The following is a 14,443-nucleotide window of genomic DNA, read 5'->3' on the forward strand; positions in this document are numbered from 1 at the left end:
TTATTGGATCTCCACATTTTCGAGTTGAGCTGTTACTTCTTGTGTAACTTCAACTACTTCTTGAACTGGGATGTAGCTATTTGCTAACCACGCCATACTTGAATTTGAAATATCAAGGAAGGTTTGTGGATACAGACCAAGCCATACTAGACCCAGCGCACAAATTGAAAGAATCACAACTTCACGTGCATTTAAATCTTTTAACGGATTTGCATAGTGTTGTTTTTGCTCTTCATTTGGTACACCAAATAAGGCTTTGTGAATCAGGATTAAACCGTAAACACCTGCAAAAACTAAACTGATTGCCGCAATAATTGTGAAGGCTGGGAACTGTTCAAATGAACCCATTAAAATCAGGAATTCACCAATAAAGTTACCTAAACCAGGAATACCAACTAACGCTGCCACAAAGAACATCAGGAAGAATGAAAGGTATTGGAATTGACCACGAATACCGCCCATTAAACGCATGTCACGTGTATGTACGCGCTCGTAAATTTGACCACACATAATGAACAATGCAGCAGATGACAAGCCATGTGCCAACATCATGATCATTAAGCCTTGGTAAGTCAGGATATTACCTGCATAAATTGCAAGTAATACGAAGCCCATGTGCGAAATTGAGGTATAGGCAAGTAAACGCTTCATATCGGTTTGCTGGAAAGCACACCACGCGCCGTAGAACACACCAATTAAACCCAAAATAATGGCGATGTCTGCAAACTGAGCAGAAGCCGCTGGGAAGAATGGAATCACGAAACGTAATAAACCGTATGCCGCAGTTTTAATCAAAATACCTGCAAGGTCGACAGAACCCGCTGTAGGCGCTTGTGCGTGTGCATCTGGTAACCAACCGTGTAATGGGAAAACTGGAAGTTTTACCGCAAAACCGATGAATAAACAGATCATGAAGGCATAAGCGACTGCTGGTAATTGTGCGTCAAGTGTATTCGCTACAGCCAATAAATAGTTGTAGTTGAATGAAATAGTACCTGACATCATGTATCCATAGATCACTAGACCTAAGATACCAATCAACATGATTAAACCAGCAACTTGCGTGTAGATAAAGAATTTGGTTGCAGCGTAAACACGTGAACGACCATTTGAACCTTTATGACCCCATAACGCAATCAGGAAGTAGATTGGTACAAGCATCATCTCCCAGAAGAAGAAGAACAGGAACAAGTCAATCGCAAGGAATACGCCAATTACCCCACCCAAAGACCATAAAAGGTTAAGGTGGAAGAAACCGACGTTCTTTTGAATCTCACCAAATGAACAGCCTACCGCTAAAATACCCAGTAATGCAGTTAAACCCACCATGAGTAAAGATAAGCCATCCAACGCTAAGTGAATGTTGATGCCTAGGGTTTGAATCCAAGGCAGCATAAATTCAGCCGACCAAGTTGGAACTTGAGCGCCTAATTCATAGTTATAGCTAGCACCTTGCCACAATGCGACAGTTAAGCCCAAAGTAACGAGCATGCCCACTAAAGCAATATAACGCGGTAATTTATCGTCGAGTTTATCGACCAACCAGCAAATAAAACCTGCAATGAACGGAACAAGGATCAGCGCGGGTAGAATTAAATTGTTTGGAGTATCCATCTTATTTCCCCACGACCTGAATCACGATCAAGATCATTAGTAAGACCACCACACCAAGTGCCATACTCGATGCGTACTCACGTAATGAACCAGTTTGACGTGAACTTGTGAAGCTATGACCACCTTTCACCAGTGCAGGCAGTACTAACCACATACCATCCACTGGATCACGACCTAATAGTTTGGCAATCAGCAAGTATGGTTTTACAAATACGATGTCATACAACGCATCGAAACCAAGTGCATTACGGCAAATATTGGCAAGACCCGCACCCAATGAAGTTTGCGCGAAACCTTTTACAGCGTTGTAAGCAAAGGCAAATAACACCACGCCTACAGCTAAACCAGCCAAAGCCACGCCAATTGCAACATACTCTGCACCATGTGCACCTGCTTCTAATGCTTCAGGAATCACAAATGCTGGGATTTTTGCAGCATCAAGAATGCTCATCACTGGCGCTTTTAATACAATCGCTAAACCAGTTGAAAGTGCTGCAAGCACTGCCAATGGGAACCAGTAAGTTGCGCCTTTGATCTCGTGATACGGTGTGTTTTCTTTACCAAAGAATACAACCCAAATTAAGCGGAATGTATAAATTGACGTTAAGAATGCACCTGCTACACCCACCCAATATAAGGTGTTATATAGCGGAATACCTGCGATATGACTTTGCGTCCAAACTGCTGCCAAAATAGCGTCTTTTGAGAAGAAACCAATGGTCAAGAATGGAATCGCTGCCAATGCACCGCCACCAATCGCGAAACATGCAAACAGGAATTTGTTCTTGTAGAACAAGCCACCCATTTTGAAAATGTTTTGTTCGTGATGGTAAGCCAAAATCACCGCACCAGAAGACAAGAATAATAATGCCTTGAAGAATGCGTGAGTTAACATGTGGAATAGACCCGCTTGGTATGCTTCTGCACCAACTGCCATAAACATATAACCCAGCTGACTCATAGTTGAGTAAGCCAAAATACGTTTGATGTCGGTTTGAACCAATGCTGCAAAACCAGCAACTAGCAAGGTCACAGCACCTGTAATTGAAATGAATAACATCACTTCAGGTGCAAGTTCAAATACGCTGAACATACGGCAGCATAAGTAAACACCCGCAGTTACCATGGTTGCAGCGTGGATTAATGCAGATACAGGTGTAGGACCTGCCATCGCATCGGCTAACCAAGTTTGCAACGGAATTTGTGCAGATTTACCCGCAGCACCCAAGAACAACATTAACGCTGTCCAAATGGTGATCGACGAGCTTTGAGTCATTACATTGGCTGCATTTTCTACGATGTATTGTGTGTTCAACGTACCAAATTGTTGATACAACAAGAACAACGCGATCAGTAGGAAAACGTCACCCACACGTGTTACGGTAAATGCTTTGATTGCTGCAAAACCGTTTGCAGGGTTTTGGTAGTAATAACCAATCAGCAAGTAAGAGCACAAACCTACACCTTCCCAACCTAGGAACAATAACGCCAAGTTATCGCCAAGTACCAACAACAACATGCTCGCAACGAACAAGTTGAAGTAAGAGAAGAAACGTGCAAAGTCTTCTTCACCACGCATATACCATGATGCAAAGATGTGAATTAAGAAACCCACGCCTGTAATCATGCCCAGCATGAGCAAAGATAAACCGTCTAAGTGCAAGCTAAACGCAGGTGCAAAACCACCCACATTGAACCAAGACCATAAATGTTGAGTCGTTGCAACCGAACCGTTGTTCACAAAGTCCATGCCTGCAATTAGCGCAAATAATGCAGACAGACCCACTGAACCTACGCCAATAATCGCAGCAACTTTTTCAGGTAAGTTGTTACGCCCTGCCGCTAAAAGGATAAAACCAATGAGCGGAAACAATACTGTTAGATATAAATAACTCATCCGCGCATCTCACTAGCAGCATCCACATCCAAATGATGGAAGCGATGATAGAACTGAAGGACGATCGCAAGACCGATACACGCCTCTGCCGCAGCAAGTGTCAAGATCAAGATAAACATGATCTGACCATCTGGTTGTACCCATGCACTACCAGCCAAGACAAACGCCAATGCCGCAGCGTTCATCATGATTTCAAGGCCCATTAAAATAAATAGTAGGTTGCGTCGCACCATCACACCGTAAAAACCGAGTGCAAAAAGAATGGTCGCGACAATCAAACCATGTTCTAAAGGGATGTTGCCCATTATTCTTTTTCCTCTTCTGCACTTGGTTCACGTTTACCGATGTGGAAGCCTGCAACCAAAGCTGCAAGTAATAACATTGCGGCAACTTCAACCAACAATAAGTACTGAGTAAAGAGTGCTTGACCCACTGCTTTTGGACCCACCATTTCGGTGCCCATAAGCGCGCTTGGTGCAGTGTAGTCTGAGCTTAATGACCACACTAAAACCAAACCAATTAGGAAGCTCATCAAAGCTGGGTATGCCCAAGTTGATGAAGTCAACCATTTACGCTCTTGCTCAACAGTTTGCTGACCAAGGTTGAGCATCATCACCACGAATACGAACAAGACCATGATCGCACCCGCATAAACAATGATTTCCAAGGCACCAGCAAATGGTGCACCCACGATCATGAACATGCCTGCAACCGCAAGTAATGACACGATCAAGCTTAATAAAGCATGTACTGGGTTCGCGTTAGTCACTACACGAACCGTAGAAACAATGGCCACGAGTGCCATCAAGTAAAACGGCCACATCATGGTAATAGACTCCGTACATCAATAGGTGCGCTTTCACGTTGCGCTTGACCTTTGTCTTTACCTGTAACAGCCATACCCGTTACACGGTAGAAGTTGTAGTCAGGATATTTACCAGGACCTGAAATGAGTAAGTGTTCTTTCTCATACACCAAGTCTTGACGCACATATTCACCTAACTCGAAGTCAGGTGTTAACTGAATTGCAGTCGTTGGGCATGCTTCTTCACACATACCGCAGAAAATACAGCGTGAGAAGTTGATACGGAAAAACTCTGGGTACCAACGACCATCTTCCTGTTCTGCTTTTTGCAGTGAAATACAACCTACTGGACAAGCAACTGCACAGAGGTTACATGCTACACAACGCTCTTCGCCATCTGGATCGCGTGTTAACACAATACGACCACGGAAGCGTGGAGGTACAATTTCTTCGGCTGGTACTTCCGGATACAAAATGGTGTCACGTTTACGTGTCACGTGTGAGAAAACCATCCACAGTGAACGTACAATTGACCCAAACCCAGCTAGAAACTTAAACATATTGTTCTCCCTGCTGTCTTAGGCCGAATGATTCATAAGAATCACAGCACCAGTTACCAAAAGGTTAACAAGCGCCAATGGCAAGCAAATTTTCCAACCAAAGTTCATCACTTGGTCATAACGTGGACGCATTAAAGAACCACGTGCCAAGACAAACATCATTACAAAGAATGCTGTTTTGATAATGAACCAGAAAGCTGCTGGAATGAATGGAATTTCAAGGTTAAACGGCGCAAGCCATCCACCGAAGAATAAAGTCACGATAAGCGCAGAGATCAGTACCACGTTGACATATTCTGCAACGAAGAACATACCCCATTTCATACCGCCATATTCTACGTGATAACCTTCTGCCAATTCTTGTTCTGCTTCTGGTTGGTCAAATGGGTGACGGTGTGTTACCGCAACACCAGCAACCACGAAAATCAAGAAACCTAAGAATTGTGGAATCACAAACCAAACATCACGTTGCGCTTCAACAATTTCACGCATGTTGAATGAGCCTGCAATTGCAACCACACCCATAAGTGAAATACCCAAGAACACTTCATACGAAATGGTTTGAGCTGCTGAACGTAGACCACCAAGCAATGCGTATTTGTTGTTTGATGACCAACCACCAAATAACACCGCATAGACTGCAATACCAGCCATTGCCATAAAGAACAACAGGCCAATGCTCATGTCTGCAACACCTAAATAAGGTGATACAGGAATAACCATGAACGACAGTACCGCAGTTGCCATTGCAACTGCTGGTGCCATACGGAAGGTTAGTTTGTCGGCAAATTTAGGTGTCCAGTCTTCTTTGAACATGATTTTAAGCATGTCGGCTACAATCTGGAACATACCACCTGGACCTACACGGTTCGGACCATAACGGTCTTGCCATAAGCCCAGTAAACGACGCTCAATAAAAGACATGAGCGCAGCAATCAATACTACAACCAGTAAGATGACAATCGCTTGAATGACTGAATAGGCAATTGGCCAATTCTCAGCCCACAGCGGCGTCTGACGGATTAATTCTTGTTGCATGAATTACACTCCTACCGCGACTGAAACAGGCTCTGCAAGAGATACCGTTGGTGCAAGACCAATTGGGTAGCCAATATAACCTGTAGGTAAATATTCAATCACTTGTACTGGCAGTACGATAGACGTTTCACCTGCTTGTACGGTAATTGTTTGACCATCTTGTACATTCAAACGCTGCGCATCTTGAGTGCCTACAGCAAATACAGCTTCAGGAATACGCGTTTCCATTGCAGGTGTTTTCACCGTAAATTCACCCGATGCAAAAATGTGATGCATTGGAATTAAACGGAAGCTTTCAGGATTAGCTAGCACAGGTGCTGGTGCCACATAGCTACGTGCAGGACGTTTTGCTAAGCGATCGAATAAACGAATGCCTGAATCACCACCTTTTAAGTGACCGCCCACATTGTCTTGGAATTTGTTCCAAGCTTGTGGTGAGTTCCAACCTGCAGACCATGCAAATGGTACAAGTGCCGATGGTGTTTGGTTACCAACATAACCTTCCATAGAGAAAGTTAATGCTGAATCTACATCGACAGGTTGTTTTGGTTCGTGAATGGATAACGGTGCACGCATAGCGGTACGACCTGAGTAACGACGTGGTTCACGCGCAACTTTTAAGCCATGTACACGGAAACCTGCATCTGGTGCAACATCTTGAATTGCTTCAAGTGCTGGAACATTCTTCACTACAGATTCAATCACGTCATCTAAAACAGTCCAAGCAATTGCTTTGCCTTTTAAGCCTGTTTCAAGTGCGTGTAACCAGCGCCAAGATTCTTTAATCGCCAATTCAGGTTTGTAGTAGCTTGGGTCATAAACTTGGAAGAAGCGTTGTGCACGACCTTCCTGACTCACCACCGTACCATCACCTTCCGCGAAGCTTGCTGCAGAAAGTACGATATTGGCTTTTTGCACAGTTGCGGTTTCAGCATGATCTAGCACGATGACATCTTGTGCTTTCGCTAAAGCTGCATCGACTTGTACTGCAGGTAAACGACGATATAAGTCATTTTCAACCACAATCACAGCATCGTAATCTTGCGCAAATGCTTGCTCTAAGCTTTGACCACCAAAAATAGCCAAGCCCATTGAGTTCACTTCTGGCACAGTTAAGCTTAAACCTGCGTTTTCACCCAAGTTTTGTGCCACTTGTGCAGCCGCTTCCATAATGGCAGCGTCTAGTAAGCTTGTACCTGAAATCACCAATGGTTTTTTCGCAGCTTTTAACGTGTCAGCAATGGTTTGTGCAAATGCTTTCGCATCGTCATCTAAACCTGTGATCACGTCACCTGCAACCGCAGCAGCAATAGCAAAACCTAAACGTGCGATATCATTTGGAGAAGCAACCACTTCACCTGTTGCGACATCAGCTAAACGAGTTTGCGTTGCAGCCAAAATGTAAATTGGTGATTTTGCATCTTGCGCAATACGTTGCACAGGTTCAGCCAACCAATCTGGCGTACGACGCTCTGCCGCCATTTCTTTGGCTTTGTTTTTCGCCGCTTGACGAACAGACAACGCCATACGTGGTGCAGTTTGGGTTAAATCTTCACCCAAAATTAACACAGCATCGTAGTCTTCAATTTCACGCATACCCGGGTTGTAAATCCCTTCGGTTTGCATGATTGAAGCTGCAAGTTCAACCAAGTTTTGCTCTTTTTGCGATAAACCTGTTGAGTAGTTGTCTTGGCCAACCAACTCACGCAAAGCAAAGTTTGATTCAAGCGATGCACGCGGTGAACCAATACCCAAAACTTTTTTGCCTTGAACTTTGGCAATAATCGTATCAAGTGCAGCATCTACAGAAACGGTTTCTACGCTCGCACCGTTACGGAACTGAGGCTGACGTGGACGATCTTCACGGTTCACATAACCTGTACCGAATCGACCTTTATCGCATAGGAAGTATTGGTTGACTTCACCGTTAAAGCGGTTTTCTACACGACGCAATTCGCCATAACGCTCACCTGGAGAGATGTTACAACCTGAAGAACAGCCTTGGCATACGCTAGGCGCATACTGCATGTCCCACTTACGGTTATAACGCGCAGAGTGAGTTTTGTCGGTGAATACACCTGTTGGACAGACTTCAGTCAAGTTACCTGAGAATTCAGATTCCAAAGTACCCGATTCAGGACGACCAAAGTAAACACGTGATGCGTTGGCATAGACACCAAAGTCTGTACCGCCTGCATAGTCTTTGTAGTAACGCACGCAACGATAACACGCGATACAACGGTTCATTTCATGCGCGATGAACGAACCAAGCTCTTGGTTATAGTGAGTACGTTTAGTAAAGCGGTAACGACGACGATCGTGCTGTGTCATTACAGTCATATCTTGTAAATGACAGTGACCACCTTCTTCACAGACTGGACAGTCGTGTGGGTGGTTGGTCATCAAGAACTCTACAATTGAAGCACGGAACTCAGTTGCTTCCTTGTCTTCAATCGAGATATAGGTATTGTCAGCAGCAGGTGTCATACATGACATCACCAAGCGACCACGAGTATCTTCAGGGTTCGCATATTGGGTCACGGCACATTGACGGCAAGAACCGACAGAACCTAAGGATGGATGCCAACAAAAGTACGGAATGTCGATCCCAAGGCTCAAACATGCTTGCAGCAAGTTTTCCGAGCCATTGACTTCGTACGATTTTCCATCGACATGAATTGTAGCCATAGTCGAATTCCTTAAGCTTGTTCTACGTTGCTAGCTTGAGCAGCAGGACGGCTATTTGCCACTTTTGCTTCAAACTCGCCACGGAAATATTTGAGTGCGCCCATTAATGGCTCCATCGCACCTGGTGCGTGAGCACAGAAGGTCTTACCAATCCACAATTTTTTGGTGAGTTCTTGAAGATGTTGAATGTCTTCTTCTTTCCCTTCGCCATTTTCAATTGCTTTGAGTGCTTTTACAGCCCACGGTAAACCATCACGACATGGGGTACAGAAACCACATGATTCGCGCGCAAAGAATTCTTCTAAGTTACGGGTTGCAGAAACCATACACTGGGTTTCATCGACCACCATAAGCAAACACGTACCTAAACGTGAACCTGCCTTCATGATGCTTTCTGCATCCATTGGCAAGTCAATGTGTTCTGCTGCCAAGAAGTCAGTAGATGCACCACCTGGTAACCATGCTTTTAGCTTCAAGCCATCACGCATGCCACCCGCATAGTCTTCAATCACTTCACGTGCAGTCGTACCAAATGGAAGTTCCCATAGGCCAGGGAATTTCACTTTACCTGACGCACCGTAAATTTTTGTGCCAGGATCTTTCGATTTGCCTGCAGATAAACCGATATACCACTCTGCACCACGTAACATGATTGCAGGTAAGTTGTTATAGGTTTCTACGTTGTTGACAATCGTTGGACGACCCCATGCCCCTGCAACTTGCGGGAATGGTGGTTTAGTACGTGGGTTTGCACGGCGACCTTCAAGCGAGTTAATCAATGCGGTTTCTTCACCACAGATATAACGACCTGCGCCTGTATGCACGTATAGCTCAAAGCCCCAGTTAGTACCTAAAATGTTTTCGCCCAAATAACCTTTGGCACGAATTTGCTCAATCGCTTCATTTAAGTACTGTGCAGCTTCGATGTATTCGCCACGAATAAAGATATAGCCGTGGGTAGCTTCAAGCGTGTACGCAGCAATCAGCATACCTTCAATCAGTTGGTGTGGAAGTTTTTCCATCAACAAACGGTCTTTGAAAGTACCCGGTTCCATCTCATCGGCATTACAAATCAGGTAACGTGGACCTGAATTGTCGTTTGGCGCCATCAGTGACCATTTGATCCCTGCTGGGAAGCCTGCACCACCACGACCTTTTACTGTCGCAGCTTTAATGACTTCAAGCACATCTTTAGGCGGCATAGAAATCGCTTTCTTAAAGCCTGCATAGCCTTCTAGTGCTTCGTAATCATCTGCATTACGCACGTGCTCTTGCTTGCTTAAACGCCAAGTTAATGGATGCGTTTCTGGGTTACCGTCACCATAAATTGGTCTTGGTTCGGTATTCATACATACTTCTCCAATAACTGTTGCACCGATGTCACCTCAACTAAACCGTGAGTATCTTCATCAATCATCAAGGTTGGGCCCTTATCGCAATTTCCTAAACAGCAAATTGGCAATAACGTGAAACGACCATCTGCAGTCGTTTGACCAAACTGAATGCCTAATTCACGCTGGAATGCTTCTGCCAGTGTTTCTGCACCCATCAGGAAGCATGCAATCGAGTCACACAATAAAATCACGTGACGACCTACAGGCTGGCGATAAATACGGTTATAGAATGTTGCAACACCTTCTAAATCAGCAACGCTGATGGTTAGAAGCTGTGCAATCGCATTTAACTGCGCATCATCTACCCAGCCATTACGGCGCTGTACACACTTCAAGGCATCTAAAGATGCTGCACGTGGGTACGGATAATGACCAATGTGATGTTCAATTTCATGGATTTCTTCCGCAGTCAAAATCCCTTCAACATTCACACGTGGCTTTTTATCAGTCAAAATCATCATAATGCGTTTACCCCTTAGCGATCCACGTCTGCCATTACGACGTCAATGGTCGCTAAATAAATGATTAAGTCAGATACCAGACTGCCGTTAATCACAGAAGGCATTTGCTGTAAATGCGTGAAAGTTGGTGTACGAATACGGGTACGGTAACTCATCGTTGACTTATCTGAAGTCAAGTAGTAATTCGATGCACCTTTCACCACTTCTGCCATTACAGATGCTTCACCAGCAGGCATTACAGGACCCCAAGACACGCTTAAGAAGTGCGTAATCAGGGTTTCAATATCTTGTAATGTCTTGTCTTTTGGTGGTGGAACAGCCAATGGATGGTCTGCTTTATATGGACCAGATGGCATGTTATCTAGACATTGTTTGATGATTTTCAATGACTCTTCGATTTCACGGAAGTGAACCAGTACACGAGCGTAAGCATCGCCTTCGTACTCTACAGGTACTTCGAAGTCATAGTTTTCATAACCACTGTATGGACGGTATTTACGCACGTCAAAGTCGATACCTGTTGCACGTAAACCAGTACCTGTCACACCCCAAGCCAAGGCAGATTTCGCATCATACTGCGCTACGCCTTGCGTACGACCCATGAATACCGAGTTGCGTAATGCCGCAGTGTAGTATTCGTTCATACGTTTTGGCATCCACTCTAAGATTTCACGAATCAGGTGTTGCCAGTTGTTTGGTAAGTCGTGTGCGGTACCACCGATACGGAACCATGCTGGATGCATACGGTAACCCGTAATAGCTTCAATCGCATCGTAGATTTTTTGACGGTCTGCGAACATATAGAATACAGGGGTCATACCGCCCGCATCCTGAATTGCAGTACCAATGAACAATAAGTGGTTATTGATACGGAACAATTCCGACATCATGACACGGATACATTGTGCGCGGTCTGGCACAGTAATGCCTGCCAGTTGTTCCACACCCATGACATACGGCATGTTTTGCGCACAACCACCCAAGTAGTCCACACGGTCTGTATAAGGAATGAATGAATGCCAAGTTTGACGCTCAGCCATCTTTTCCACACCACGGTGGTGATAGCCGATATCTGGCACACAGTCTTTCACTTCTTCACCATCCAACTGCAAAATTACACGGAACGCACCGTGCGCAGATGGGTGGTTAGGACCCAAGTTCAGGAACATGAAGTCTTCGTCTTTATTACCGCGCTTTAAGCCCCAATCTTCAGGCACAAAGCGAAGGTGTTCTTGCTCGAAGTCTTGTTTGGCTTGGTTCTGCATATACGGTGTATATTCCGTTGCACGTGCAGAATACTCTTTGCGTAACGGATGACCTTCCCAATATGTTGGCAACAAGATACGACGAAGCATTGGATGCCCTTCGAAGTTGATACCAAACATATCGTAAGCTTCACGCTCGTACCAGTTGGCATTTGGCCAAATGTTGGTTGCTGTTGGAATATTGAGATCACTCTCATTCAACGCAACTTTAATACGAATGTCCGTGTTACGCTCTAGCGATAACAAGTGATAGAACACAGTAAAGTCAGACGCAGGTAGACCATCGCGGTGAGTACGCAAACGCTCATCTACCGCAGACAAGTCGAACAACATCACGTATGGACGTGACACTGTACGCAAGAACATTAAAACTTCTTGTACACGTGCGCGCTCAACCCAGACTGTTGGAAAATCTTCAAAAGTCGTTTGCACATAGAAGTTCTCACCAAATTTGGTTTTGAGCTCTTCTACAATTGCAAATGCTGGGCGTGAATCAACTGCTGTTGATTCTGGCATAGCAATGTCAGTTTCAGCCATTGGCTTGGCTTCCTATTTAATACAAATTCAGTCAACCTAAACGACAACTACACCCGTCGGGTGCATCAATATTTGTACGTTTAAATTATTTAATTTCATCCATAGAGCGTAAGTTTTTCACCGCAATACGCTGCGCATTCTTACGGTCACGTTCTGGCATCATCTTCGGCTTATATACTGGCTTAAGATCATCACCAATCACCGCAGACAACGGACGACGCTCTAATTGAATTTGGTCTTGTAATAACATCAATGCTTGGATTAATGCTTCAGGACGTGGTGGGCAACCCGGAATGTACACATCCACAGGAATGATTTTATCCACACCTTGCACAACTGAATAAATGTCGTACATACCACCTGAGTTTGCACATGCGCCCATTGAGATTACCCACTTAGGCTCAAGCATTTGCTCGTACAAACGTTGAATTACAGGTGCCATTTTCACAAAACACGTACCTGCAACAATCATCAAGTCTGCCTGACGCGGTGAAGCACGAATAACTTCTGCACCAAAACGTGACAAGTCATGCACACCTGTTAAGGTAGTTGCATACTCTACGTAGCAGCACGATGTACCAAAGTTAAACGGCCAAACTGAGTTCTTACGTCCCCAGTTTACTGCTGTATGTGCCAAGTCCTCTAAACGAGTCATGAACACATTTTTATTCACTTCTTCTTCAAGCGGATCGGTTACGATCTGACGCTCTTGAAGTGGATATTGATCAGCATCGGGATTCGCACGGGTTAAGGTATATTTCATCCCGAGTTACTCCTTGTCAGATGAGGTAGTCGCAGATTTTTTTACACGACCAGAGGATTGAGCTGGAATTTGACCGGTAGGGTCCGTTACCAATTCTTCAATTGAGTTAAAGCGTGTGATTTCTGCAAGATCCATATTTGGCGAACCAATTTTAGGTTTAATCCCTGCTGCTTTAAGCTTATCAGATGGAGCCCAGTTCAGCGCACCAGTTGATAATTCATAAATTAAGCCAACGAGTAAAACTAAAATAAATACAGCAGCCGTTGCAAAGCCCACCCAACCTACTTCACGAACAGAAGCTGCCCATGCGTATAGATAAAGTGCTTCTAAGTCGAAAACAACGAAGAAAATTGCAACCAAATAGAACTTTGCAGATAAGCGGATACGTGCTCCACCAGCACCTACAACACCCGACTCAAACTGCTCTTGCTTCGCACGCCCCCATGATTTACCCCCAAGGAGTAAAGGAACGGTTAGCATAAAGACGCATAAAAATGTAACGCCGATCACGAAGGCAATAATTGCCCATTCGTATGGAGTAATGGCACTCATGCGGGGATAACTCCTGGCAGGCCTATTTATTAACAAAGAATGTATGTATTGGCCTTCAAATACACCAAACACAAAATTAATCACGCCAATTGTACCTGATTTATGATTTCACTTGCTAGTTCATAAGTCTTAGTCTTTCGGATGATTTTTTATTCAAATACTTGATATTTTAGAATTCCACTACTCCGTAGGGCTCTTAATCGCTTTAACAAATAGATAAGTCAGTTGTGATTATTTTTTCCAAAACACCAATTGAGCGGTTCGTTGCAAAGTTTTTAAATTTATAGAGAGATCATCGCAACTTCAGGTTTCAGCTTAGTTTAAGCCGCACAAAATTTTGTGTAGTTTTTGCAACTTAGACCCTGAGTTTCTTTAATTTTTCACCCAGAGTGTGCTATTCCTAGTAAGCATTAAAAATTTGAATAATAAGGAGTAAACACATGAGCTTAGACTATACCCACAAACCAAATTACTTTATGTTTGCGCAATTATTTATTCGTCATTTGCAAAATTATTTTGAAAAACATCCTGACGCACAAAATGCAATTTTTGACCTGCGTGATATTTACGAGTTATTTCGCCAAGACAAAGCATCTGCCACCATTAATTTAGACGGCATTATGAATATTGCAGATGAATACCGCCTTGAAACCTTACAAGGCGATCAAAAATTAATTAGCCGTTATGCGATTGATCCACAAAATAATTCTTTGTTGGTAGATTTTAACCGCGAGGCTTTAGACAGCTTAAAACAAGGCAAAGCAATTTTACCACCTGATGCAACGCTACAAGAATAAAGCCGTATAGAATCTGCATTAAAGTGTGTTGCTTAAAACAGCCAACACTTTCATAAAGCACAAAAAAGCGAG

Annotated in this window: 13 protein-coding genes; 1 reads left to right on the plus strand and 12 read right to left on the minus strand. The window is 44.0% G+C overall.

Annotated elements, in window-relative coordinates:
* The 12 genes from nuoM to ndhC all read right to left on the minus strand — a co-directional run bounded on the left by nuoM (window position 1) and on the right by ndhC (window position 13,574).
* Window positions 1-1,614 (minus strand): NADH-quinone oxidoreductase subunit M, encoded by a 1,614-nt coding sequence (nuoM, locus tag AC07E5_RS08640; protein ID WP_498625247.1) that lies wholly within the window; start codon window positions 1,612-1,614, stop codon window positions 1-3.
* 1 nt (window position 1,615) lies between these two features.
* A complete protein-coding gene (gene nuoL, locus AC07E5_RS08645; protein ID WP_498625248.1) occupies window positions 1,616-3,511 on the minus strand; it encodes an NADH-quinone oxidoreductase subunit L in 1,896 nt (631 codons plus the stop codon).
* Window positions 3,508-3,816: an NADH-quinone oxidoreductase subunit NuoK gene (gene nuoK, locus AC07E5_RS08650; protein WP_004975463.1), complete on the minus strand. Its 309-nt coding sequence runs from the start codon at window positions 3,814-3,816 to the stop codon at window positions 3,508-3,510. Before nuoK ends, nuoL begins: the two co-directional genes overlap by 4 nt.
* On the minus strand, window positions 3,816-4,334 hold the full coding sequence (nuoJ, locus tag AC07E5_RS08655; protein WP_171062597.1) for an NADH-quinone oxidoreductase subunit J: 519 nt from the start codon (window positions 4,332-4,334) through the stop codon (window positions 3,816-3,818). The genes nuoK and nuoJ overlap by 1 nt, the downstream gene beginning before the upstream one ends.
* A complete protein-coding gene (gene nuoI / locus AC07E5_RS08660) occupies window positions 4,334-4,876 on the minus strand; it encodes an NADH-quinone oxidoreductase subunit NuoI (protein ID WP_004975460.1) in 543 nt (180 codons plus the stop codon). Before nuoI ends, nuoJ begins: the two co-directional genes overlap by 1 nt.
* An 18-nt stretch (window positions 4,877-4,894) precedes the next feature.
* Complete coding sequence (nuoH, locus tag AC07E5_RS08665; protein ID WP_004975457.1) at window positions 4,895-5,914, minus strand: NADH-quinone oxidoreductase subunit NuoH; 1,020 nt, start codon at window positions 5,912-5,914, stop codon at window positions 4,895-4,897.
* A 3-nt stretch (window positions 5,915-5,917) separates the two neighbouring features.
* Entirely contained in the window at window positions 5,918-8,602 is a 2,685-nt protein-coding gene (gene nuoG, locus AC07E5_RS08670; protein WP_317097541.1) for an NADH-quinone oxidoreductase subunit NuoG, read from the minus strand.
* Between the two features lie 11 nt (window positions 8,603-8,613).
* Window positions 8,614-9,951 (minus strand): NADH-quinone oxidoreductase subunit NuoF, encoded by a 1,338-nt coding sequence (gene nuoF / locus AC07E5_RS08675; protein WP_004975453.1) that lies wholly within the window; start codon window positions 9,949-9,951, stop codon window positions 8,614-8,616.
* A complete protein-coding gene (gene nuoE, locus AC07E5_RS08680) occupies window positions 9,948-10,457 on the minus strand; it encodes an NADH-quinone oxidoreductase subunit NuoE (RefSeq protein WP_004975451.1) in 510 nt (169 codons plus the stop codon). The genes nuoF and nuoE overlap by 4 nt, the downstream gene beginning before the upstream one ends.
* 14 nt (window positions 10,458-10,471) lie before the next feature.
* The gene (gene nuoC / locus AC07E5_RS08685; protein WP_004975450.1) at window positions 10,472-12,259 is read right to left on the minus strand and encodes an NADH-quinone oxidoreductase subunit C/D; all 1,788 of its coding nucleotides are present in this window, start codon (window positions 12,257-12,259) and stop codon (window positions 10,472-10,474) included.
* Between the two features lie 85 nt (window positions 12,260-12,344).
* Window positions 12,345-13,022 (minus strand): NuoB/complex I 20 kDa subunit family protein, encoded by a 678-nt coding sequence (locus tag AC07E5_RS08690; protein ID WP_004975447.1) that lies wholly within the window; start codon window positions 13,020-13,022, stop codon window positions 12,345-12,347.
* 6 nt (window positions 13,023-13,028) lie between these two features.
* On the minus strand, window positions 13,029-13,574 hold the full coding sequence (ndhC, locus tag AC07E5_RS08695) for an NADH-quinone oxidoreductase subunit A (RefSeq protein ID WP_317097542.1): 546 nt from the start codon (window positions 13,572-13,574) through the stop codon (window positions 13,029-13,031).
* A 440-nt stretch (window positions 13,575-14,014) separates the two neighbouring features.
* Here ndhC and AC07E5_RS08700 point away from each other — a divergent pair, with 440 nt between their 5' ends.
* Window positions 14,015-14,371, plus strand: a complete 357-nt coding sequence (locus tag AC07E5_RS08700) for a hypothetical protein (RefSeq protein ID WP_096901797.1) — start codon at window positions 14,015-14,017, stop codon at window positions 14,369-14,371.
* The last annotated feature ends 72 nt before the right edge of the window (window positions 14,372-14,443 follow it).

This window comes from Acinetobacter seohaensis, from assembly GCF_056431365.1.